The 23,583-nt window shown below is 49.5% G+C and carries 18 protein-coding genes and 2 pseudogenes; 13 read left to right on the top strand and 7 right to left on the bottom strand.

Annotated elements, in window-relative coordinates:
• From Q0095_RS01080 to Q0095_RS01025, 12 genes and pseudogenes are all read left to right on the top strand, one after another.
• Window positions 1-229: pseudogene (locus Q0095_RS01080) on the top strand (hypothetical protein); the annotation flags it as partial.
• 14 nt (window positions 230-243) lie between these two features.
• Window positions 244-1,440, top strand: coding sequence for a tetrahydrodipicolinate N-succinyltransferase N-terminal domain-containing protein (locus tag Q0095_RS01075; protein WP_297880562.1), 1,197 nt, complete (start codon window positions 244-246; stop codon window positions 1,438-1,440).
• A 357-nt stretch (window positions 1,441-1,797) separates the two neighbouring features.
• Entirely contained in the window at window positions 1,798-2,178 is a 381-nt protein-coding gene (locus tag Q0095_RS01070) for a hypothetical protein (RefSeq protein ID WP_297880560.1), read from the top strand.
• 18 nt (window positions 2,179-2,196) lie between these two features.
• Window positions 2,197-3,324, top strand: coding sequence for a cation diffusion facilitator family transporter (locus Q0095_RS01065; protein WP_297880558.1), 1,128 nt, complete (start codon window positions 2,197-2,199; stop codon window positions 3,322-3,324).
• A 209-nt stretch (window positions 3,325-3,533) separates the two neighbouring features.
• Complete coding sequence (locus tag Q0095_RS01060; protein WP_297880556.1) at window positions 3,534-5,126, top strand: ABC-F family ATP-binding cassette domain-containing protein; 1,593 nt, start codon at window positions 3,534-3,536, stop codon at window positions 5,124-5,126.
• Window positions 5,119-5,322 carry a sulfur carrier protein ThiS gene (gene thiS / locus Q0095_RS01055; protein WP_297880554.1) on the top strand — a complete coding sequence of 68 codons (204 nt, stop codon included), beginning with the start codon at window positions 5,119-5,121 and terminating at the stop codon, window positions 5,320-5,322. The genes Q0095_RS01060 and thiS overlap by 8 nt, the downstream gene beginning before the upstream one ends.
• Window positions 5,323-6,245: 923 nt before the next feature.
• Window positions 6,246-7,097, top strand: a complete 852-nt coding sequence (gene thiF / locus Q0095_RS01050; protein ID WP_297880552.1) for a sulfur carrier protein ThiS adenylyltransferase ThiF — start codon at window positions 6,246-6,248, stop codon at window positions 7,095-7,097.
• A 525-nt stretch (window positions 7,098-7,622) separates the two neighbouring features.
• Window positions 7,623-8,384: a thiazole synthase gene (locus Q0095_RS01045; protein WP_297880550.1), complete on the top strand. Its 762-nt coding sequence runs from the start codon at window positions 7,623-7,625 to the stop codon at window positions 8,382-8,384.
• 234 nt (window positions 8,385-8,618) lie between these two features.
• Window positions 8,619-9,752 (top strand): 2-iminoacetate synthase ThiH, encoded by a 1,134-nt coding sequence (gene thiH, locus Q0095_RS01040; protein WP_297880548.1) that lies wholly within the window; start codon window positions 8,619-8,621, stop codon window positions 9,750-9,752.
• On the top strand, window positions 9,745-10,353 hold the full coding sequence (locus tag Q0095_RS01035; RefSeq protein WP_297880546.1) for a hypothetical protein: 609 nt from the start codon (window positions 9,745-9,747) through the stop codon (window positions 10,351-10,353). Before thiH ends, Q0095_RS01035 begins: the two co-directional genes overlap by 8 nt.
• Window positions 10,347-11,504 carry a thiamine phosphate synthase gene (locus Q0095_RS01030; protein ID WP_297880544.1) on the top strand — a complete coding sequence of 386 codons (1,158 nt, stop codon included), beginning with the start codon at window positions 10,347-10,349 and terminating at the stop codon, window positions 11,502-11,504. Before Q0095_RS01035 ends, Q0095_RS01030 begins: the two co-directional genes overlap by 7 nt.
• 178 nt (window positions 11,505-11,682) lie before the next feature.
• Window positions 11,683-12,699, top strand: coding sequence for a pentapeptide repeat-containing protein (locus tag Q0095_RS01025; RefSeq protein ID WP_297880542.1), 1,017 nt, complete (start codon window positions 11,683-11,685; stop codon window positions 12,697-12,699).
• Window positions 12,700-12,727: 28 nt separating this feature from the next.
• On the opposite strand, the gene Q0095_RS01020 is transcribed toward Q0095_RS01025, so the two are convergent.
• The 5 genes and pseudogenes from Q0095_RS01020 to ribH form a co-directional block, all read right to left on the bottom strand.
• Window positions 12,728-13,537 (bottom strand): DUF3108 domain-containing protein, encoded by an 810-nt coding sequence (locus tag Q0095_RS01020; RefSeq protein WP_297880540.1) that lies wholly within the window; start codon window positions 13,535-13,537, stop codon window positions 12,728-12,730.
• A gap of 603 nt (window positions 13,538-14,140) precedes the next feature.
• A complete protein-coding gene (locus Q0095_RS01015) occupies window positions 14,141-14,383 on the bottom strand; it encodes a helix-hairpin-helix domain-containing protein (protein ID WP_297880538.1) in 243 nt (80 codons plus the stop codon).
• Window positions 14,384-14,597: 214 nt separating this feature from the next.
• Complete coding sequence (gene pyrF, locus Q0095_RS01010; protein WP_366805889.1) at window positions 14,598-15,284, bottom strand: orotidine-5'-phosphate decarboxylase; 687 nt, start codon at window positions 15,282-15,284, stop codon at window positions 14,598-14,600.
• A 650-nt stretch (window positions 15,285-15,934) separates the two neighbouring features.
• Window positions 15,935-16,309: pseudogene (gene nusB, locus Q0095_RS01005) on the bottom strand (transcription antitermination factor NusB); the annotation flags it as partial.
• Between the two features lies 1 nt (window position 16,310).
• The gene (gene ribH / locus Q0095_RS01000) at window positions 16,311-16,781 is read right to left on the bottom strand and encodes a 6,7-dimethyl-8-ribityllumazine synthase (protein ID WP_177388134.1); all 471 of its coding nucleotides are present in this window, start codon (window positions 16,779-16,781) and stop codon (window positions 16,311-16,313) included.
• Window positions 16,782-17,397: 616 nt separating this feature from the next.
• On the opposite strand from ribH, the gene sodB reads away from it, so the two are divergent.
• Window positions 17,398-18,021, top strand: coding sequence for a superoxide dismutase [Fe] (sodB, locus tag Q0095_RS00995; protein WP_297880535.1), 624 nt, complete (start codon window positions 17,398-17,400; stop codon window positions 18,019-18,021).
• 538 nt (window positions 18,022-18,559) lie between these two features.
• Here the strand turns inward: sodB and Q0095_RS00990 are convergent.
• Both Q0095_RS00990 and Q0095_RS00985 read right to left on the bottom strand, forming a co-directional pair.
• Window positions 18,560-19,141 (bottom strand): LysE family translocator, encoded by a 582-nt coding sequence (locus Q0095_RS00990; protein ID WP_297880533.1) that lies wholly within the window; start codon window positions 19,139-19,141, stop codon window positions 18,560-18,562.
• A gap of 456 nt (window positions 19,142-19,597) precedes the next feature.
• Window positions 19,598-20,125, bottom strand: a complete 528-nt coding sequence (locus Q0095_RS00985; RefSeq protein WP_297880531.1) for a sodium-dependent transporter — start codon at window positions 20,123-20,125, stop codon at window positions 19,598-19,600.
• Window positions 20,126-23,583: the final 3,458 nt, after the last annotated feature.

The following is a 23,583-nucleotide window of genomic DNA, read 5'->3' as shown; positions in this document are numbered from 1 at the left end:
CTTTCACTGCGATGGCGGAGATATAAGTAGCAAAAACGAGCTCATTAAAAAAGATTTTGGACAAAATTTAAGCGGTTTTAGCGGCTCTCACGACGCGATTATGATAAATTTGCCGAGTACTTCGGTGGATGAAAGCGTGCTTGCCAAGGACGCCGAGCTCAAAAAACAAATCGAAATCGATCGTGAAAAGTGCCTAAAAGGCGGTAAAATAAACGATATTTTTAATTAATTTTAGGAGTAAGAATGTCTAAAGAATTTAAAACGATAGAGGAATTGAATGAGCTTATACAGGGCGTGCGAGCAGCTAAGGGCTATCGCGATCCGATGATGTGGGCGGTCGGGCGTGTATTTAAGGGGCGCGCGGAGGAGCATAAAAGCCTAAGCGTGAATTATGCGCACGTAAATTTTAAAGATGGGCTAACAAGCGCAGCAGTGCTAATCCATGCTCTAACCGAATGCGGCGAGGTCGTGGATTTTAGCGGTAGTGAGTGCGTCCTTCCGCTAACGCACAAAGCCCTAAAAAAGGCGATCGAGGCTTTAAAATTTCTACAGCTAGACGCCAAAGAGGGCGCGCATAAAAATCTGCAGGTGCTGCTTGCGGTTAAAGAGGCGATGAAATCGGACGAGCACGCGAGCTTTTGCGCCAGCTTCGTCTTCGAGGATGCCGCGCCAAAAAGCGTCGAGAGCGTCTATCTTAAGCTTTATGCGCTTTCGCTAAATCTCTGCGAGCCGCGCACGCTCAATCTAGATGGCGCATTTAGTGTGCTTCCGAATGTCGCGTGGGACGAAAACGCCCGCCCAATCGAGCTTTGGTGGCTGCGTGAAAACGAAATTTCTTTAAAAATGCAAGGCCGCTATCCACGCATAATCAGCGTCGATAAATTTCCGCGCTATCTAAGCCACGTCGCACCGCCGCAAAACGTTCGGATTTTAGATGATGCGAAGGTGCGTTTGGGTGCGCATATCGCCGCGGGTACGACCGTGATGCCGGGCGCTGCGTATGTGAATTTCAACGCAGGCACGACCGGCAGCGTTATGATCGAGGGGCGTGTCAGCAGCTCGGTCGTCGTGGGCGAGGGCAGCGACATAGGCGGCGGCGCATCGATTTTGGGCGTGCTAAGCGGCACCAACGGCAATGCCGTGAGCATCGGCAAGCACTGCTTGCTGGGCGCAAACTCCGTCACAGGCATTCCGCTAGGCGACCGCTGCATCGTGGATGCCGGTATCGCGGTACTTGAGGGCACGAAGGTTTTTATCGCACAAAAGGATCGCGAGGCGCTAGCGGCGCTAAATCCAGGCTTTGCATTTGATCGCGAAATTTATAAAGGGCTTGAGCTTGCCGGGCTTAGCGGACTGCACTTCCGACAAAATAGCCAAAGCGGGCAGATTACGGCAAGCATTAGCAAGCGCGTGATCAAACTCAACGCGGAACTGCATTAAATTTATAAATTTAAACGCGAGGCGGATTGGCTGGAGCTTTTTTTAAGCTGCGTTAAATCTATAACTTAAAGGCGAGTTAAAAAAGATACGGACGATCTCGCCGCACGCCGCTTTGAGCGAGCGCATGCGATCCGTCGCAAAATTTCTACTCATAGAATTTTGCGCGGAATTTAAAGAATTTTTGTCGCGATTTAGAAAATTTCTAGCGGTGATTTATTGAATTTACGCCGCTATTTTAACGTAAGTAATTTTGGCGGTTCGCGGATTTGCGCCGCGCAAAGGATCTTTAAATTTCAAAAAATAGATTGAATTTAAAATTTGAATATGATAAATTTCAAATAAAATCAGGAGATGAAAATGAAAAAATTTATACTCGCCCTGTTTGGCATATTTATCTGCAGCGCAGCGCTTGCGGGAGATGCCGAGCGCTGCAAGGCTTTGGCGGACGCCGTAAATGGGCACAGTCACCCCGCGACTAAAAATATAGAGTTGAGCGCGGCTACATGCGAGGGCGATAAATTTGTAATTCCCACGATTCTAAAAAATGAAATTTGGGATAAAGTAGATCCCAAAATCAAGCAAAATTTTGAAAGCATTTTGCGCGCTAACAGGCAAAAGGACGTCTGCGCGATGATGAAAGCGGGCAGTCTAAATCGCATAGGCGTACGAGAATTTCTGCAAAGTGGCGAAAAAATCGCCGATCTGACCTATACGCGCAGCGATTGCGGCTTAGAGTAAAATTTCAAAGGAGAGATAATGGAAGTGCCTCAAGCGGCGTATAGCAGAGATAAAATCATCATTCGCACCGGTGCGATCGGTATCATTTCAAATGTAATTTTAGCGGCATTTAAGGGCGTCGTGGGGCTGATTTCTGGCTCGATCGCGATCGTACTTGATGCCGTAAATAACCTAAGCGACGCACTTTCGTCCGTCATTACGATCGTGGGCGTGCATCTTGCTAGCAAGCAGCCCGATCGCGCGCACCCCTTCGGACACGGCAGGATCGAGTATCTAAGCGCGATTGTAATCGCCGTAATCATCCTCTACACCGGCGGCGTCTCGCTCGTTGAATCGATCAAAAAGATCATTCATCCGCAAGCGGCGAATTATAATGCGGTTTCGCTCGCCATCATCGCCGTAGCCGTCGCGGCGAAATTTAGCCTGGGGCTCTACACGCAAAAGACGGGCGAGCGCGTAAATTCCGACTCGCTCATCGCAAGCGGCGTGGACGCCAAATACGACGCGCTCGTATCGCTAGCCACTCTCGTAGCGGCTTTTATTTCGCTTATTTTCGGGCTGAGCTTGGAGGCGTATCTGGGCGCGATAATTTCGGCGCTTCTAATCAAAACGGCGTATGAAATTCTACGCGATACGATCAGCAAGCTTTTGGGCTCACGTCCGAGCTTGGAGCTTACGAATGAAATTTACGACGTCGTGCGCGGCTTTGAGGGCGTCATCGGTGCGTACGATCTGATGTTTCATGACTACGGACCCGATAAGATGGTCGGCAGCATCCACATCGAAGTCGCAGAGAACACGACCGCAGCGCAGATCGACGCTCTTACGCGCCGCATCCAAAACGCCGTTTTTGCGAAATTTAATATCATCCTAGACACCGTAGGAATTTACGCTTTTAACAAGAACGATCCGCGCGCCGCCGAGATCCGCGAACATATCAAGCAGATGGCGCTTTCGCACGAGTTCGTCTCGCAGATACATGGGTTTTATCTCGACGAGGAAAAGCACGCGATCAGCTTCGACGTTATCGTCGATTTCGCAGCGCCCGATATGGAGGCGACGTTTCGCGCGGTCTGCAAGCAGGTGCGCGCCGCGTATCCGAACTACACGCTCATCATCACTCGCGATAGCGATTACAGCGGCTAAAATTTAAATTGCTCTAGCGGTTTAAATTTAATCGTGCCCACCCGCGCGCCTTCGGCGAAATTTCAGAATTTTAAGCTACAATAGGAGAAATTTATCGCAGCTCCGCGCGGCGCAAAATGCTGCAATAAACCGCGAGATGAAATTTGGGCGCAAAACCTGGCAGAAGCCCGTGCGCAAGGCAACGCAAAGAGAAATTTAAAAGGAAAAATATGGTTGAAATCAAAGATCTTACGATGCGCTTTGGCAAACAGCTGCTTTTTGAAAACGTAAATTTGAGCCTCGATAAGGGCAGACGCTACGGTCTCATCGGCGCAAACGGCGCGGGTAAATCGACGCTACTTAAAATTTTAAGCGGGCAGATCGAAGCAAGCAGCGGCGAAATTTTAATAGAGAGCGGGCTTAAAATCGGCGTTTTGGGGCAGGATCAATTCGCCTTTGAAAGTTTCAGCGTCAAAGACGCCGTGCTTTACGGCAACAAGCGCCTTTATGACGCCGTGCGCGAAAAGACGCAGCTTTACGAGGCGGGCGAGTTTAACGACGAGATAAACGAGCGCCTCGGCGAGCTTGAGATGATCTGCGCGGAGGAGGATCCCGCCTACGAGTACGAAACGCGGATCGAGAAAATTTTAAGCTCGCTGGGGCTAAACGACTTCGATAAAAAGATGAGCGAGATCGAGACGAGCGATAAATTTAAGGTCCTTCTCGCGCAGGTGCTCTTCCCGCGCCCCGACGTGCTGTTTTTGGACGAGCCTACGAACAATCTCGATATCGACGCCATTTCGTGGCTCGAGTTTGAGCTAAATCGCCACACAGGCACGCTCGTAGTCATCAGCCACGACCGCCACTTCTTAAACCGCGTCTGCACGGACATCCTCGACGTGGACTTTAGGCGGGTGCGCGAATTTAGCGGCAATTACGACGACTGGTTTATCGCGTCCAATCTCATCGCCAAACAGGCGCAGTTCGAGCGCGAGAAAAAGCTCAAAGAAAAGGCGGAGCTTGAAAAATTTATCGCTCGCTTTAGCGCCAACGCAAGCAAAGCAAAGCAGGCCACGAGCCGCCAAAAACAGCTCGACAAACTTGATCTTGGCGAGCTTGCGACCTCTTCGCGCAGGGAGCCTAGCATTTTATTCAAGCCTGCGCGCGAGATCGGCAATGAAATTTTAGAGCTAAACGGCGTGGATATGAGCTTCGGCGAGATTGAAATTCTGAAAAATTTCAACCTCAAGCTCGCCCACGGCGATAAGATCGCGATCATCGGGCGAAATGGCGTGGGCAAAAGCACGCTTTGCAAGATCATCATGGGCGAGCTCGCGCCGCAGCGCGGTAAGGTGCATATGGGCGCCACGATCGAGCCTGGGTACTTCGCGCAGGATACGAATAATAAAATTTCAGGCGAGCTCAAGCTCTACGAATATCTACAAAGCCCGCAGAATAGGGATCTGGATGAAATTCGCAAATGCCTTGGACGTATGCTTTTTAGTGGCGCGGAGCAGGAGAAAAGCGTGGGTAGCCTAAGCGGCGGCGAGAAGCACCGCGTGATGCTAAGCAAGCTAATGCTGCAACGCCCGAACCTGCTGGTGCTTGATGAGCCCAACAACCACCTCGATCTTGAGGCGATCATCGCGCTCGGCGAAGCGCTGTATAACTTCGCGGGATGCGCGATCTGCGTGAGCCATGACCGCGAGCTCATCGACGCGTTTGCAAATAGAATTTTGCACCTCAAAGGAGACGGCGAAATCGTCGATTTTAGGGGCACTTATGAGGAGTATCGCGAGAGCTTGGGGGCGAGCGATGATTGAGATCTGCGTAAACGGCGAGCCGCTGCAGCTGGCGCAAGATATGAGCGTGAGCGAGTTTTTACGCCGGCGCGGACACGATCTGCGCCTAGTAGCACTCGAGCGCGACGGCGAAATTTTAAAAAAAGAGGCGTGGGGGCGCACGCAGATCTCAAGCGGCAAAAAATATGAGATCGTCGAGTTCGTAGGCGGCGGCTGAGGTCGGAGCTTTGGATTATGTTAAAATTGCGACGACCGAAGTTTAAATCCGCGCGGAGGCTACTAAATTTTAATCGGCGTAGCGACACGGCGGCTTGGGCTTAAAATTTGTACGCGCGTCGTTAAAATTTAAGCGATACGGCGACATGGCGTAGCGACACGACAGCGTTTGGATTTTTAAATTTATGAGGAAGCCGCGGTAGCCTGGTGCCTGCGGCGAGATTTAAATTTTGTAAGCGAACTAAGCCGCGGGCGGCTTAACGCAGGAGTTTTAAAATTTTGTATCGGTATTGTAAAGTTTGAGCGTACGGTTTAAAATTTCGCTGCGTCGCGCTCAGTAACGGCACTCGACGCGCAAATTTTGCCAGCGAGCGCGCTAAATTAGCTCATAAACACGGTATGTGCCGCGTGATCTATTTGTATTAAACATAAAATTTCGCGTTCGGCGGCACGCCGCAGTGCGTAAAATTAACGGATTGATTCGGAGATATATCGATATGCCGCGTTACGATACTGCGACATAAAAAAGAGCGGGAATGCGACTTGGTTGTGCGGCGCGTGGTAAAACAAGCGGCTTGCGCCGATGAAATTTGCGCGGCGCGATAAATTTAAAAAGCTTAAGGCTGCTCAAAACAAAGCGCACGATACGGCGTCAAAATTTTATCGATCGAGCTTGCTTCGGGATTTGCGCGCGATTGATCATCGCTCTTTGCGAGGCGCGAGCTAAAGCGTACTGGCGTTGAGCCCGAGTGCGGGCGCGTTGGTTAATTTGGCTCAATCATGGCGGCGGGTCGAGCTTCGGCCATCAAGACCGCGCAAATTCGCCTTAGGATAAATCGCCATGGTGCGAAGCAAGCAATGCGCGCTACAGCTCGTAAAATCGTTAAAATTTGCGGCTTTGCGCGACGCAAAAGAGGCGCGGGATTGGAATTTGAGCGCGGCGAGGCTAGGGCGCGCAAAAAGATAAAATTTAGGATCAAAATGCAGATAAAATTAAATAGCAAAGCTTACGAAACGGGCGCGAGCGATCTTGAAGGGCTGAAGCGCGAGGTTAAATTTAGCGGCGAGATCGCCGTGATAAACGGCTATGCGAGCATGCAAAATTGCGAACTGAAGGCGGGCGATGAGCTCTTTTTGCTCTCGCGCGGCGCGTCGCTATCGCCGCAGGAGCTTCGCGAGCTGATGCTTGCTCGCAATGCCCCCGCCGTAAACGCGGCGTTGCAAGGCTCGCGCGTGGCGATCTGCGGGCTCGGCGGGCTCGGCTCCAACGTTGCGATCCTGCTTGCGCGCGCGGGCGTGGGCGAGCTCTTTTTGATCGACTTCGACGTCGTCGAGCCTACCAACCTAAACCGCCAACAGTATGAGATCGGCGATCTTTACAAGCCCAAAACAGCCGCTCTGCGCGAAAAAATCGCGCGCATAAACCCGTTCGTGCGCGTGCGAACCTTAAACGAGCAACTTACCGCGCAAAACGTAGCCGAAATTTTAAAAAACGAGCGTATAATTTGCGAGTGCTTCGACGACGCGGCGGCGAAATCGATGCTTTTCGACGCGCTCGGCGGAACGGATCGCTTTTTGATCTGCGCTAGCGGTATGGCGGGCAGCGGCGACGCCAACGAGATCCGCACGACGCGGCTCGGCAAAAACGTCTTTGTCTGCGGCGACCGCAAAAGCGCTGCGGCTCAGGGCGCGGGGCTGCTTGCGCCGCGCGTGGCGATCTGCGCCGCACATCAGGCAAACGTCGCGCTTAGGCTGATTTTGGGCGAGGAGGGCTAGCTTGGCGCTAATCGCGCGCTTCGGCATTTCTAAATTTACGCGCCTTTGTGTATTGTTGCTAAATTTAAGCCTCGCGCGATTATTTTTGAGAAGCGGCGAGCGTTTCAGCGGCATACGGCGCGCGTTTTTAAAACGGCGTAAAATTTACTGCGCGCCGCGTAAATTTAGCCGCGAGATCTAAATTTAAACGACGAAATTTAAACCATTTGCCGTGCCTGGCTAGCGGGAAAGTAGAATTTTAAAATTTATTCGGCGCGAGCGAGCTACTTTTGGACGTAGAATTTAAAATTCCGCGCAGCGAAGCGAGCCGCAGTCTGCGCATGAAATTTTAAAATTTTGTGTCATGGCATAAAATTTGACGGGAAATTTTAGAAGCCGTCGTCCGTGCGGCGCGTTAAAATAGCGACAGAAGCGAGGTGCACAATCTGCGCCGCAATTTCGCGCTGTGTATAATGCGCGCGCAAGCACTGATATTGCGCTATTTGCGCCGTATGTGAAAACGAAATTTAAACTAAAGAGGATAGAATGGACGATAAACTGATCTTAGGCGGCAGGGAGTTTAGCTCGCGCCTGATAATGGGCTCTGGCAAGTTCGATCACGCGATGATCGACGCCTGCGTTCGGCATGCGGGCTGCGAGATCGTCACGCTTGCGCTGCGCCGCGTGAACGAAAGCAAGAGCCGCAATATCTTGGATTTCATCCCTCGCGGCGTCACGTTGCTGCCGAATACCAGCGGCGCACGAAATGCCGAGGAGGCGCTGCGGATCGCACGGCTCGCGCGCGAGCTTGGCTGCGGCGACTTCGTAAAGATCGAGATCATAGGCGACAGCAAATACCTTCTGCCCGACAATTCCGAGACGATCAAAGCCTGCGAGGCCCTAGCGCGCGAGGGCTTCGTGCCGCTTGCCTACATGCACGCCGATCTGTGCGTAGCTCGCGATCTAGTAAGCGTGGGGGCTGCCGCCGTGATGCCTCTGGCCGCGCCGATCGGCTCTAATCGCGGGCTGATGATGCGCGGGATGATCGAAATTTTGCTCAGCGAAATCGACGTGCCGATCATCGTAGATGCGGGGCTCGGCGCGCCTAGCGAGGCCTGCGAGGCGATGCAGATGGGCTGCGCTGCGGTGATGGTAAATACGGCGATCGCCACAAGCGGGGATCTGGCGCTGATGGCGCGGGCGTTTGCACTCGGCGTGCAGGCGGGGCGCGATGCCTATCTGGCGGGGCTCGGCGCCGTTTCTAAGACAGCCAGTGCAAGCTCGCCGCTAACGGGGTTTTTGCGCTAGTGGTTAAATTTAAACGCGGCTTGGTTGCGCGAGCCGTGTTTTTTTGCGCCGAATTTGCATTTCTTGGATACATATAGCGCAGCTCGGCATAGCAGCCGATAAACATGGCGTGAAATTTTAAAATTTCGCACGGCGCAGTACAATATGAAATTTTAAAATTTGCGCGGCAAGAATTTGCACGCAAAAACGTGCCGCGTAGAATTTAAATAAAAATTTAAAAGGAAAATTTTAAAAATGAATAAAACCGGCTATCTAGCGGGCATGGAGGATATCGGAAGCGAGATAATGCAGCGCACGCTTGCTCTGCGCGATGGCTTTTGCGAGGAGGCGAGCGAGGCTGACGTGCAAAGGGCGATCAGCGCGAAAAACAGAAGTCTGCGCGATTTTGCCGCGCTACTAAGCGTGCGCGCGAACGAGCATTTGGAGCAGATTGCACAAGCCGCAGCGCGCGAGAAGGCGGCGCATTTCGGCAGCAACGTTGCCGTTTTCACGCCGATTTACATCTCAAACTACTGCGACAATCTGTGCGTTTACTGCGGCTTTAACTGCAAAAACAAAATCGCGCGCGCAAAGCTCGATGAGACGCAGCTAAAGGCGGAGTTTGAAGCGATCGCGGCGAGCGGACTAGAAGAAATTTTAATCCTCACGGGCGAGAGCGAGAAAAACAGCCCCGTACGCTACATCGGGCGCGCCTGCGAGCTCGCGCGGCAGTATTTTAAGGTAATCGGCGCTGAAATTTATCCGCTAAATTCCGCCGATTACGCCTATCTGCACGCTTGCGGCGTCGATTTCGTCACCGTTTTTCAAGAAACCTACGATCCCGCGTGCTACGCGCAGCTGCATCTTGCGGGCAACAAGCGCGTTTTTGCGTATCGCTTCGCAGCTCAAGAGCGCGCGATCAGAGGCGGTATGCGCGGAGTGGGCTTTGCGGCGCTTTTGGGGCTCGGGGACTTCCGCCGCGATGCCTTTGCTACGGGCGTGCACGCGTGGCTGCTTCAGCGCAAGTACCCGCGCGCCGAGATTGCCTTTTCGGTGCCGCGCCTGCGCCCGATCATCAACAACGACAAAATAAACCCGAAAGACGTCGGCGAGCGCGAGCTGCTGCAGGTGATGTGCGCGTATCGGCTGCTGCTGCCAAGTGCGCAGATCACGATCTCCACGCGCGAGAGGGCGGGCTTCCGCGACAATGCGATCAGGATCGCGGCGAGCAAAATTTCGGCAGGCGTGAGCGTGGGTATCGGCGGGCACAGCGAGCAGAGGGGCGACGAGCAGTTCGAGATCAGCGACGCGCGCAGCGTAAGCGAGGTCTGCGAGGCGATCCGCGACGGCGGGCTGCAGCCGCTGATGAGCGAGTATATCTATGTGTGAGGCGCGAAATTTTACCGCGTGCGTGGATGAAATTTACGGCGTTAGACGCGAGATTTTCAGCGTCGGGCTCGAGGGCGGATTTAGTGCCACCCGGCGCAGAAGTAAAATTTATAGCGCAAAATACGACGCCAAATTTTGCAGCGCCGCGCACGGCGATAAAATTTATGGCGCTATTGCAGATGATAAAATTTTCGATGTCGTGTCAGCTGGCGCGGGAAATTTTGAGATACAAAATGCGTGCGTAAATTTAAGACCTAGGAACACATACGCGGATTTAAAATTTAAAGGCGACGCAAATTCCGAGCCCGCGGGCGACATAAATTTTAAATTTAAAAACGGCGCGAGATTCGGGTTCTTATGTAGCGGTAACGCGAGGTCGCTAAAATCGAGGAGCTGGGCGAACGCTTTGAGTTTTAGCGCTGCGGTGGGAATTTCGGCCCTTGTTTCGGCGGGCGAAATTTTGAAATATGGCGTGACGATGGGGATTTCGGTACTCGCCCTAGCAAGTAAAATTTTAATCCCTAGCATCGCAGGCAAAATTTTAAATTTGAGTGCGGCGCCGCGCACGGATTTTGGGTTTAAAGGAGCGGGCAGATGCTAGATTTAGAGCTTGCTTCGCGCATTACGATCATCACAAATCGCGCGCTCTGCGGCGGCGAGGCGGCGCTGCTCGCGCGCATAGCGGATTTTGCCGCGGCGGGCGTAGGCGAGATCGTCGTGCGCGAGAAGGATTTAGACGAAGCGGCCTATGCGGCGCTGTTTAGTAAAATTTTACTCGCTCGCAAGAGTGGGTTTTGCGCGGATACAGCCCGTGCGGACGGGATTTTTGCAGATGAAGCTCGTGTCGTTAAATTTAGCGAAACCCAAGCTTTCGCGAGCGGATCGAACGCGAGCGCGGCCTACGCGGATAAAATTTCGCTCTACGAGCGCAACGCAGATGAAGTTTCTCGAAAAAAGCTCCATTCAGGCGGCGGTAGGAGCGAGCTTTGCGCGGATGGGGCTCGCAAGCACGGTGCCGCTACAGATGAAATACGGCCTAAAAATTCCGCTTGCGTTTTAGATGAAATTTTGTCTGAAAATTTTACAGGCGCTGCAAACTGCGCGAATGATAGCGCGCCGGGCGAGATTTCGCTTCGCGGCGCCGTATGCGAAGCAAAACCCGCGGCGCAGATCGCACAGAGCGTAGTAAATGCGGGTAACTCGCAGAGCGCAGGAGATGCGGAAAGTATAGGGGGCGTAGAAAATTCACAGAGCGTGAAAAAGGCGGAAAACTCGCAGAGTGTAGAGGGTGCGCAGAATGCAAAGAGTTCTAATCGCCAGCCTACGATCTTTGTGCATAATTTCGCAGATTTTGCGCTGCGCAAGGGCGAGAGAAATTTATGGCTGCCGCTCGGGGTTTTGCGGAGCTTTAGCGCGGCGCACGGCGCGGAGTTTTTGCGCGCAAATTTCAAAAAACTGGTCGCTTCCTGCCACAGCGAGGCGGAGGCGCGCGAGGCGCTGGAACTGGGCGCGAGTGCGATCTGTCTGAGCCACATATTCGCGACCGATTGCAAGGCGGGGCTCGCGCCGAAGGGGCTAAATTTGATCCGCGCCGTGCGGGAGTTTTTCGCGGGCGAAATCTATGCGCTGGGCGGCATAACGCCGCGCAATTTTGCCTCCGTCCTACGCGCGGGAGCCGACAGGATCGCCGTTATGAGCTCAGCGATGGCAGTGCGGGACGCGAGCGATTTCATAAGAAAATTTAAGAAATAAATCGATCCAAAAACGCGGTTTGTTTCCGTTGCCGCGCGCCTTGCTGCCGTCATTTCGCGCATGCGGCGCGATGCAAAACACATTTTAAATAAAATCAAAAATGCGCGAAACAGGCGCGATTTATTGCGATTTAAGCCTGAAATTATAAAATACGAGCATTTAAGCTTAAGGATATTTTTTGGATAAAGTGCGGCTTGAGGAATCAAAAAAGCTTCTAAACGAACAGCGCCGAAATTTAAAACAAAAGCTGCGAAAAGGCGCTAGCGCCGACATCTTTGACAATGCGGATTTAAGCGATGCAACGGATCGCAGATCATTAAATTTAAACGATGCAAATTTGAGTAGCAAAAGCTTTAAAAATGTGAATTTTAATCAAACAGATCCCGAATCGCAACCCGATCATCTTTGCGGCGCAAATTTCCGAGATAGAAATTTAAACGACATGAATTTAAACTCAAAAGATGAGATAAAATTTCAAAATTTAAACCCGGGTGGTATTTCATCGCGGGGCGCTAAAACTCGTGATTACGACAAAGAGCCGTTGGTCATCAAAGACTATATGCCGATCGTAAATATTATAGCTATAGTAGCGTTGCTTTGTTTTGCTATGTTTATAAATTTAGTGTCCAACATCCCTTATGATAGAAAAGTTGCGAATATCCTGCTCACCGCACCTTTGGCTGCTAGGGCTCTTAAGGGTTTTTCACAGCATTACGGAAGGAAATTTATATTTTTAAACTCAAGCATAAAATGTATAAAATCAGGCGAGCAGCTCGTAATGAAATTTGATGATATTTTATATTTTAAAAAGACTTTCGCTCTTGTTTATGAAAGCGAAACACGAAAATACACGGAAACGGAAAGAATTATAGGAAAAACCTGCCTCGCCATATACGTACTCGCTTATATTTATGGTGCGATATTTGATGACTCTATGATAGTCTTTATAATGTTATTTTGCTGCATGGGAGCGATTATCTTTCTTTTTATACCGCAAATGATTTTTCATCTGTTTAAGGGCGGATTATTTTCATGTAGGTTTGTCGATGCTTTAATTATAGACGCGCTTTACAATAAATTTTTTATATTTATACCCACTAATAAAGAATATAACGAGCTTAAAAAATATATGAAACTAAAATTTAATAAAGATCTAGACGCGCCAAATTATCTTTTAAGAGTTAAAAATTTTTAACTCAGGCATTTTTCGAATTTACGAAGTCTCATTCCACAAGCCGCGCGCGGATGTCGCCGAAGAGCAGCACATCCTTCAAAACGGCGCGATCGGCGTAACCGCGCTCGTTTAGGCTCAGGTGCAGCTCGCCTCGGCTGCTCGAAAATATCGGCTGGTTGATGAAAACCACGTAAATCGCCGCAGCCTGCTTATCCGCGCCATGCTCGCCCGGTTTCGCGCTTGTCGCTGCGCCAGAGTTTGTGTCCGCATCGCTAGGCGGCGCGACGCCAAGCTCGCTTGCGATATTTGCGGCGGCGCTTCCGCGCGGCCTTTCGATGTCGATCCTTCCGTCAGCGCTTTTTGCGCCCGCGGCTCGGACGAAAAATTTATCGCCAGAGTGCGGGATTTTAGAGAAATTGAAAAACAAACTCAGCAGGTCGTTCGTCGCGAAGTAGGGCAAAATTTCATCGCTTACGAGCTGTAGCTCGCCGCCCGTGCCCTTGAACTTTTGAAATTTTATCGTTTTGCGCGCGTAGTCGAAGGCGTAGGTTTTGCGCTCGTTTTTCGTCGTTTTGCCCTTTTTGCGCGAGACGTCGTGGACGTAGAGATCGGGCATCAAAAGCCCCGCCACGACGCGCCCCTTTGAGTGGAAGCTCTCGCGCCTCTGCCCGCTTAGGCTGCCCGCGACGCCCTGCGCAACGGCGTCCATTACGATCTCGTAGCGATCGCCCTGCCGCACGAGCCGCGTATTTGCGCTGCCGACCGCGCCGAAAACGCCGAACGAAATCTCGTATTTCGCGCTGATCGTCTCGCCAAAAAGCGCGCCCGCGCATAAAATCAAAGTAGCAAAAAATTTCATCTTAACCGTCCTTCCGCTTTGCGGCGCCCCATTATACGGCGCCTGTAAAATTTACGTTTTTACGCGCCGCCCGCAAAACTTGCGCGGGAATCTGCGCCGCGTTTGTAAAATTTACCATAAAAAGCAAAACTCGCGCCGCCTATTTCATTTTCTCCATAGCGTGATTATTGAATATCAGCCGCCGCTCCTTGCCGTCGTGAAAGACCGCGCCGTGCGCGCCTAAAGACGCCGACTGTCACCGCTTTTATATTTACGACGCATATACGGCTCGGCGCGCGCTTGCCAGAAATCGGAGCGACTTTATATTTCGTACAGACCGCTTCGTCGCAAAGCATGCCTGTGAATAAAATCAAAATTTCATATTGCGGCTATGTTTGTACTTCGCACTAGCCGTTACGCCGCGCCCGTTAAATTTACGTTTTTACGCGCCGCCCGTAAAACTTGCGCGGGAATCTGCGCCGTCGCCATTAAAGCGCTTGTTAAATTTACGCTTTCATGCGACGCCATTTCGTGCCGTAAATACAGCTGCGTCGATTGCTTGCAAATCCGCTTAAATTCAAACGGATCCGCTTTCAACGACTTGCGCGGGTTAAATTTGAAAATTTAATCCTTCCAAAGCCACCATTTTAGCTTGGCTTTGTCGGGACGGGGCGTATTTGCGTAGTAGCAAACCATGCGGTAAACGTAGAGGATACATCTGTCACTGCCGCGCCCGAGCGCCTTTGTGCGTTCAAACATTTCGTGGGGATCCGCACCCTTTAACGAAGCGATATCCTCGTAGCCGAGCGCCAGTAGATCCGCCTCGGTCGCCTCGCCGACATAGGGTATTTTCCTAAAATCGCTCAAATTTACCTCAAATTTCTTTTAAATTCCGCCAAGCTCGCCGCTTTGAATGAAATTTTAATTTCGTTCAAAAGCGCCACGAGCTCGCTAAATTTCATCTCGCTGTCGTGCGGATCGCGCTGTTCGAGCCGTCCTCGCGAGATGATTTATTAAAGTTTCTCTCGCACCGGAGCACTGCCTAAAATGATTTCGCGTCAAATTTTCGCAATCTCGAGCGTTAAATTTGACCCAAAATTCTCTCGCAAATTTCGCGTGGATCGGCGCTTTGATAGATCGGGCGACCGACCACGATAAAATCAACCCCCGCCTCGCGCGCGACGTCCAGATCCGCCACTCGCTTTTGATCCCCCGCACTCTCGCCAAACGGCCTCACGCCAGGGCAGAGTGTGATAAAATTTGCGCTCGTAGCGTCCTTTATCAGGCGGCTCTCGTAAGCAGAACAGACCATGCCGTCAAGCCCCGCTTCGTAGCTCATCACGCTAAATTTGCGCGCGGCGTCGCTCAAATTTTGCTCGTAAACCGCGCTAAATTCGGTCTCGTCAAAACTAGTTAGCGCAGAGACCGCAAGCACCAGCGGACGCGAAGCTAGCTTGTCCAGTCGCTCCATCACCGCGCCCATCGCGCGCTTGCCGCTGCTTGCGTGTACGTTTATCATATCGACGCCGATTTTAGCAATCTCTTCGGCTGCGTCCGCCATCGTGTTTGGGATGTCGTAGAGCTTTAGATCGAGAAAAATTTTAAAATTTCCGAGCTTTTTTAGCTCCCCCACAAAGCCCGCTCCGTCGCGCAAATAAGTTCGCAAGCCCACTTTTAGCCAAATTTTATCCGCAAAGTCCGCAAGTCCCTCCGCTAGCTGCAAACACTGCTGCTTCGAGCCCAGATCAAGCGCAACGCAGAGCTTCACCGTTTATCCTTGCCGCGTACTGCGCCTTTGCTGCCTGCGGGTCTTTTCGAGAGAGCGCCTCTGCCGTCCGCAGATTTTTTCGGCGCGGTAGAGCTTTTGCGCCCCGCGCTACTTTTGGGCGCAGCATTTTTACCAGCAGTGCCCTTTTTTGGTGCAGCGCTTTTGCCGACTCTGAAATTTCTATCCGCGCCCTCTTTTTTTGGCGTGGCGTCTTTGCCTCGTTCGCCTGCCTTAAAATTTTTACCTCGCTCGCCTGTTTTGAAATTTTTGCCCGTTTTCTCCGTCTTAAATTTATCTTCGGTCTTGAAATTTCTCTCCGTTTTAAATTTTTTGCTCGCAGCGGATTCGGATTTTTTTGTGGGCGTGCTGCGAGTTTTTAAATTAGCGGGCTTTTTAGACGGTCTGTTTCTGCTCGCCGTAGAATTTTTCGGCGTGCCGCTCCTTTTTGCCTTAGTAAAATTTTCTGTCTCGCCGTCCGTGTCTGCGGGGATGAAATTTTTCGCCGTAACGCTAGTATCTGAAATAGCGGAGCTTTCCGCCGCAGCGGGCTTGAAATTTTCGCTTGTCGCTGTGGATAGCTCGGAATTTACGCTTGCCGTTGTATTCGGCTTAGAAATTTTATCCGCCGCGATGTTTACGGGGCTATCTTTTAGCGCGTCCAGCACGCCGTTTATAAATCTTGGCGAGATGCCAAGCTCCTTGGCGGAGTTGATCGCTTCGTTGATGACTATGCCCGCGTCGGTGTCCGTAAAGCGCAACTCATACGCTCCAAGCCGCAGTATCGCGCGCTCCAGAGCCGAAATTTCGGCAAGCTTAAATTCCTTTAAATTTTCATCTATCAGAGCATCGACCGCGGCGAGATTTTCACTAGCGCCGCGTAGAAGCGCTAGCGTCCAGTTGCGCTGCTCGTTGCGAATGCGCTTTTCCTCCAGATATTCGTCCGCAAAGTCCTCGCCGCCGCCGTTCATATCTTTAGAGTAAAGCAGCGAGATCGCAGCGAGTCTGGCTTGGTGTCTGGTGGCCATTTTACGCCTTTATGTTGCGAAATAGACTTAGAAGCTCGATCGCGCCGCTCATCGCTTCAAAGCCCTTATTGCCGGCTTTTGCTCCTGCTCGCTCGATCGCTTGCTCGATATTATCGGTAGTCAGCACGCCGAAAGTCACGGGTGCGCCGTATTTTAGCATGGTGTTTGCGATCCCCTTGCTTACTTCGGCGCTTACGTAGTCAAAATGCGGTGTAGAGCCGCGGATCACCGCGCCTAGGCAGACGACGGCGTCGTAGAGCTTGGAGCTTAGCGCCTTTTCAAGCGCGAGCGGGATCTCAAAAGCGCCCGGCACCAGCATAAGGCTTAAATTTTCCTCCTTGCCGCCGTGGCGTAAAAACGCATCGTGCGCCCCCTCGACTAGGCGATCGGTGATGATGTGGTTGAAGCGGGCGTTGATGATTAGGATCTTTTCGCTGCCCTTAAGAGCAAGCGAGCCTTCGATGATTTTCATGATTTTCCTTTGCGTTAAATTTAGCGCTAAGCTTAGCTAAATTCGCCAAAATTCTAAATTAATTTCAGCATCGCGGCACTTGAAATTATGAGAAATAACAGGCGCTTTGCGCGCAGAAATTTTCTCGCAGCGGACGAATACGCCCGGCATCACGGCGCTGATCGTATCGATGGCCGTTCATAGGCTTAGCGTGAGTATGAAAATATGCAAAGCAGACTCACCTCCGAGTCCTCTTCTAGCGCGACGATCGTTTCAAGAAAGACGATAAAAAGGATGCCGATCCCGCGTATAGAACGTATGCGAGCGCCGCGCTATGTATTAAAAGCAAGCATGAATATAAAAAGTTCGCAATCGCGCAGATGACGGTAAATAGCCGCTCGTGCGTACCGGCAGCGCGCTTAAGCCCCGTAAGCCCAGCCGCACTCAAAAAGCGCTACGATGATGACAGAAGCAAAGCCTTTGGTTATTCGAAATCGCCTAAATTTTAAATTTAAAGCGCGATTGTGATGGCTTAGATTAAAATTTATCTTAAAATTAATCCTAAATAATAAATTTTATTATTCGTTTAGAAATTTTAGGCTATAATCGCTTCAAAATTCATTTCAAGGAGAGAAAGATGTTTAAACTTAGAGAGTTGCCGTTCGATGCGGCGCACAACGCGGTCGTAAGTAAAGAAACCTGTGATTATCACCACGGCAAGCATCACGCGACCTATGTGGCAAATTTGAATAAACTTACCGAATCGGGTGAGTTTGCGGGCAAGGGGCTTTACGAGATCGTAACGGCTGCTAGCGGCGGGCTTTTTAACAACGCAGCGCAGGTTTACAACCACGATTTTTACTGGGATTGTATCGCAAAACCTAGCGAGCCGTCTGCGGAGCTAAAATCGGCGCTGGCGGAAAATTTTACGGATTTTAAAAGCGAGTTTTTGGCTGCTGCTACGGCGCATTTTGGCTCGGGCTGGGTTTGGCTCGCTTACGATCCGAAATCGGGCAAGCTTTGCATCAAAGCGACCCAAAACGCCGCTACTCCGGTAACTGAGGGGCTCGTGCCGCTTCTAGTCGTGGACGTTTGGGAGCACGCGTATTACATCGATGAGCACAACGCGCGTCCGAAATATTTGGAGAAATTCTACGCAGGCATCAACTGGGAGTTCGTCTCAAGCGCCTACGAATGGGCTAAAAAAGAGGGTCTCGGCTCGGTGAAATTTTATATCGACGAGCTTCACGGCAGAGATTAAATTTTAAAATTTAAGCGCACGCGACGATACAAAAATCTGGGTCCGTCGCGCTTCGCTTGCGTAAATTTTAAATTGCGCGTGCACGCCACAAACGGAAGCGGTGCTACCCGCAGATCCAAAATTCATTTAAACGCATAATCCGAGTAGAGCGGATACGGCTCGCGCAGTACACAAAGCTGAAATCTCTTAAGCGCCCGTAGGTTCGCTGTGGATTGGCTGCAGACACGGCGCGAATAGGACAGCACTCACTATTTGTAGCACCGAAATCGCTTAAACGTGCCGCATGTTCGCCATGGACGCAGATTTGCTGCAGAGGACGTGAACGCCGCCCGCAAATCACTTAGACGCACCGTAGGCAACCCTGGACGATAACCGCTGCGTCGTTTAGCGTACGCGGTTGATCGCTTAAAATTTTAGTTCAAAGCTAGCGGCTAAATTTCGGGATTTTTCTCGGAATTTGGCCGAAGCAATATTTCTTTTCAATCTATCTTTAAATTTAAAAATTCATCAAAGCTCGGGCGCCAAGTCCAATCAAAATTTAACCCAAAATCATCCACAGCCCGATCGCACACATCAGCACCGAGCAGAAAATTTCGAGGTATTTCAGATGGGTTTTCAGCAGATTTTTTAGCACCGCTCCGCCCAGCGTGTAGATGCTAAGACAGATGCTTTCGCTGGCGCACAAGATCGCCACGAGAGCGAAAGTGCGCGCGCCGAAAAGATTGTCCGCGTCCAAAAATGGCGGAAAGAGTGCGGTAAAAAATATCCATGCCTTGGGGTTTGAGACCGCGACTACGAGGCCTTGGAAGAAGATATTTTCGCTGCGCTTCTGTTTTTGCAGCTTGAAATTTCCGCGCGCTAAAAAGGTCGTGACGCCAAGATAGAAGATATACGCGCCGCCTAAAATTTTAATTGCGCTAAGCGCCGCAGGGTGCGCAAGCAGAATGCCCGCGACGCCGAATATGCACGCAAGCGCCACGGCTGCGACGCCCAGCACCTGCGCTAGCAACGCAGGCAGCGCCCTAAGATAGCCGCGCGCGATGCCGAGATTTAGCGCGTAGGTCATGTTGATGCCCGGCATCAGCGATATCGGAAAGATCGTAAGGAAAAATAGAAGCATTGCAAACCCCTAAATTGCGGCTAAATTTTAAATTTATCGCGAGCCTGTCGCGGAAATTTTAAGGCGCGGCGGCGAATGAAATTTTAAAATTCCGCCGCGTCTTTTTGCGATTATCATCACGCTTGCACGGCACGTGCAGATAAAATTTTAAAATTCTGACGCCCGCTTCGCTAGACGCGTCCAAGCTTTTTACGGGGCGGGAAGGGGGCCTCGGTTGCGAGGTCGCTCCCCTTCCCGCCCCAAACCCCACCTAACTCCCGACGACGCTTTACAAGGGGCAGGCTACGCCTGCGCTGAATTTATATTATAACTGCGGTGCGGTGTCTCGCACCTAGTCGCAAGACCGCCGTGCCGCAAGTTTCAATACAATGTGCCGCAGTGTGTGTAACAGATCGAATGAAATTTTAAAATTCCGCCGTGGGCAAATTTAAATTTAAAACTCTCGCGGCTTTAAATTTAGCCGAAAATCCCGTATCCGAAGATCACCGCGATGATAAGCGGCAAGATAAATTTGACGTACAAAAACCAAACTCCCGCGAGCCTTGCGCTCAAATCGCCTTCGTTAGTAAGCTCGTAGATCGCGTCCTTTTTCAGCACCCAGCCCACGTAGATGCAGCACAGCAGCGCCGTTAGCACGAAAAAGACGTTCGCGCTTACGAAGTCGAAGGCGTCAAAAACCGAGCGCCCTAGAATTTTAATGTCCGCAAGCACGCTGCTTGAGAGTATGCAGGGTAGGTTGCCGAGCACGAAGACGCCGCCGAGCGTTAAATTTACCGCCTTTAGCGTTGAAAAGCCGAAGCGCTCCTCGACGAAATTTATAATGACCTGATAGATCGTTATCGACGTCGTAAGCGCGGCGATGAGCAAAATCGAGAGAAAGACCACCGCGACGGCGTTGCCGAACGGCATGTGCGAAAACGCGATCGGCAGGCTTTTAAAAACTAGCGACGAGCCGCATCTAAATAGTTGCAGAAGCAAGTTCAATATTTGACACCTCAAAATCGGCTTCTAAATAGGTCTTTTTGCCCTCCGAAGTTCGTGAACACAGCTTGTTCCAATTTTCAGGCCAGTTTTAGAATTCTTTGACTCCTCATATCAACTCGGAATTGAGTGATTCTTTTTGCATTGGAAAGCTTGAGTTAGTAGCATTCTTTGAAAAAAATTATCAGAAAATTGGCACAAACTTTTCAAGAGGAAAGTTGGAGAGAGAGTTGTTGTATATCCTGCTTGGCAGTTGTTTTTCATCATTATCTTCACTGCCGTTGTGATCTTCACTTATATCTTGCTGTCAAGAGCTACTTAGTATCCTTCATTGATGCTAGTTGTGCTACGCCGTGACCTCATTAGTGTTCTAGGCTCGCGTCTCTAGTCCGGTCTAGCCTAGGACCAGCACAGTACCGTCGTTGAGCGTTTATTCAACATTGCATCTTTGAATTGATTATTGCTAATCTTTTGCTACCATATATAGCCAACCCAGCTCCACATATTTCTACACCGTGTATACGTACGCTCCCCTGGCAATCGCTTTACTCAATATTCGGAGTTACTTGACACCGCTGGTTGCCGATCACCGCCTGCTGCATGGTAAGAACTTGTAAGACATTGATATTTGCTTTACTGTGAGCGTTTTACCACCACATCCTAGTAGTTATAGGAACATTATTTTTGGGTTTTGTTTCTTGTTCTACTAATCATGACAGGATCCAGAGTCAATTCATGGGCTTTGTCGATCGCGGGAGACGTGCCACCACCTTTGCAAATACCACAACCGTCACGAGAGGTGCACAAACATCCAAATGCACATGATCAGGTTAATGTATCTATACCACCATTTAATGGCCGTTTTAAACCTGCTTTATATATTGAATGGGAGTTCGACATAAAAAATATATTTGCTTCCCATAATTTCAATGAACATAAAAAGGTTAAGGTTGCGGTTGGTTCTTTCACTGGTTATGCTTTGGTTTGGTGGAGTGAATATTGTCGGTTACACCCTGATTATATACCTACTACTTGGGATGATTTGAAACTTGCCATGCGACATACTTTCGTCCCTGCTTATTATACTCGTGACATGATTAAGAAGTTGCAACACTTAAAACAAGGTAGTGAAACTGTAACAAAATATTATGATGATTTACAAACTACCTTGTTGCATTCCTCTTTAGAAGAAAGTGAAGATGATTTTATGGATAGATTTTGGGGAGGATTAAACCGTGATATTCAAGAGATACTAATTCATGAAGAGTGTTATCCTATGGACCATTTGTTTCATCTTGCTTGCAAAGCTGAACAGGAAATAAAACGACGTGTTGGCCACGAGGAGAACAAGCGCACGGTGCACATTCCAAGAGTTGATATGATTGTTCCTTCAACTACTAGGCATACTATGACAACCACATCCGTTGTTGTCAGGACTACATCACCTCCACCATGTGACACATCATCATCGAGAGTGCCTACATCATCTGAGGTTATCATAAGAGGTAATGACAAAGGTACTGATCTTCCATCTCTACATGAGAATGATGAATGCCTTGTCAATTTGAATGCACCATCTGATGAGCTACCCACTACTTTGATCACACCACCTATTTTAGAGGACTACGTTGATAATTTGACTTTGCCATGTGATCAAACAACTGAAATACCAACAATTTTGAGTGCACCCATTGAATTAACTATTGATGCAAAAGAACCAATGTTTAATCATTTTGATATGACCTCTAATCTTGGTGATGATTCTGTGTTGAATGACTTATTGCATGTTTGCTTATTTAAGCATGTTGTAGCATGTAAATTTGATGCAAGTAAGGTTTATTCACCAATGTTGGGATGGTTTAATGATGAACATTGTCAATCTTTTGAAATGAATAAGAGCTTCACTTATATGTGCAAACTGAGTTGCAATATTTTCATGCCTTCTACTTCTTGTGCTAATTTTTTGGCTTTAGATTTTATGAACTATGCAAGTTACTCATCTATTCATGTGTCATATATGCAAAAATCAAGGGAAGTAAAAATGGATGACATATACATATACAACATGTACACCTTGTCTCTTTTGTTAGCCACATTTCAGATTAAGCAACGCCGAGGACGGCTTTATTTTCAAGAAGGGGAGGATGATGAGGACATGACTACCTTGGATATGACCAAAAATATTGCATATATGCATATTTGTCAGGTGATTTCTAGTGCAAACTATTCAATAATCTATTTATGTTATCCAGAACAAAAATACTTCACACACTTTTGTGTTTTGTCTAATTGCAGGTGTATGGGACATTTGTACAATCCACATATGAAGATAAGGAAGAAAGAGATGTTTATTTGCTGTCCAAAAAGTTCTCTCACGTCACTTTTGGCCCAAGAGAAGATAGAGTCCAAGTCTCTCACGTTCTGGATTCAGATTCGGACTGCACAGACATACCTGACTCAAAACGCACACAAGTTTTTCATACGGACTCCGAATTGGGTGATTCTTTTTTTGTTGGAAACTAGATTTCGTGCACTTTCCAACCCAATTGGAATCACCTTCAAATTCGTCCGGAGCGTTGAGTTGTGGACGAAACAATCTGATGCTGCAGCAGAATCCGAGTCAAACTACAAGTCCAAAGGTGTTACATCACCTCCACTTGGGCCCATTGGCCTTGTACGACCTAGATTTAGTTTTAGGCTGCCTTGGGACGTCCTCCCACCTCCTTGGCCGCCACCCCTTGCTCCTATATAAGTAGATCCATCTAGTAGCTTTTCCTTGGGATTTGTTTAGTTAAAAGTTAGCCATTGCAACTTCGTGTACTTCGTTTGTGTCCAACGACCAGACCAAGACCGCTTACGGATCCCCACCATTATCAATACTTCATATATATTTGCAATATTCAGATTGCTTTATCATATTCTTGCTCGTTCTTCGATTGCTTGCAGGAATAGACCTTCGTGGTCAGGCTGACCGTGCTTCCGGCATCGTCAGTAACCTCAGGAGATTGGTTTAGCGATTGCTAAGGCGCAACGTCGTGCACGTTTGTAGTCGGATCGTCAAAGTCGTCTCCACCAAATCGATAGTTATCATCTCATCGAAAGATCGGGACACCCTCGCCTCTATCAAGTGGTATCAGTTTTCAGGTTGCTCGGTGAGAATTTCCAGTTTTCCTAGATTAGATTTATTTTCTTACCTATTGTCCAAGAAAAATCCACAAAAAAGAGTTAGATCTATTCATCCTTTGTCCAAGCCAGTCTGAGCCTTTGCAATTTTCTTTTCATTGCTTGCATAGTTGAATTATCGGTTGCATCGTCGTGTCGAGTTGCTGGTCTTAGTGTCTAGTTCCTTTAGAGTTTCGAGTTCTGTTCACATTAGTCACGCCGCCGCTGCATCATTATCCCATCCGCTATCCACCATCCAATCCACCAATTTCCTCCACCGATCCATATCCATATACTAC

The organism is uncultured Campylobacter sp. (assembly GCF_938045535.1).
Taxonomy (GTDB): domain Bacteria; phylum Campylobacterota; class Campylobacteria; order Campylobacterales; family Campylobacteraceae; genus Campylobacter_B.
This window is presented reverse-complemented; position numbering and strand designations above follow the sequence as displayed.

Bases quoted from the DNA above. Each gene is read 5' to 3' on its own strand.
- Q0095_RS01075 (WP_297880562.1), top strand. From the start codon at position 244: ATGTCTAAAGAATTTAAAACGATAGAGGAATTGAATGAGCTTATACAG.
- Q0095_RS01060 (WP_297880556.1), top strand. From the start codon at position 3,534: ATGGTTGAAATCAAAGATCTTACGATGCGCTTTGGCAAACAGCTGCTT.
- Q0095_RS01065 (WP_297880558.1), top strand. From the start codon at position 2,197: ATGGAAGTGCCTCAAGCGGCGTATAGCAGAGATAAAATCATCATTCGC.
- Q0095_RS01035 (WP_297880546.1), top strand. From the start codon at position 9,745: ATGTGTGAGGCGCGAAATTTTACCGCGTGCGTGGATGAAATTTACGGC.
- Q0095_RS01020 (WP_297880540.1), bottom strand. From the start codon at position 13,537: ATGAAATTTTTTGCTACTTTGATTTTATGCGCGGGCGCGCTTTTTGGC.
- sodB (WP_297880535.1), top strand. From the start codon at position 17,398: ATGTTTAAACTTAGAGAGTTGCCGTTCGATGCGGCGCACAACGCGGTC.
- Q0095_RS00990 (WP_297880533.1), bottom strand. From the start codon at position 19,141: ATGCTTCTATTTTTCCTTACGATCTTTCCGATATCGCTGATGCCGGGC.
- thiS (WP_297880554.1), top strand. From the start codon at position 5,119: ATGATTGAGATCTGCGTAAACGGCGAGCCGCTGCAGCTGGCGCAAGAT.
- Q0095_RS01045 (WP_297880550.1), top strand. From the start codon at position 7,623: ATGGACGATAAACTGATCTTAGGCGGCAGGGAGTTTAGCTCGCGCCTG.
- thiH (WP_297880548.1), top strand. From the start codon at position 8,619: ATGAATAAAACCGGCTATCTAGCGGGCATGGAGGATATCGGAAGCGAG.
- ribH (WP_177388134.1), bottom strand. From the start codon at position 16,781: ATGAAAATCATCGAAGGCTCGCTTGCTCTTAAGGGCAGCGAAAAGATC.
- Q0095_RS01070 (WP_297880560.1), top strand. From the start codon at position 1,798: ATGAAAAAATTTATACTCGCCCTGTTTGGCATATTTATCTGCAGCGCA.
- Q0095_RS01030 (WP_297880544.1), top strand. From the start codon at position 10,347: ATGCTAGATTTAGAGCTTGCTTCGCGCATTACGATCATCACAAATCGC.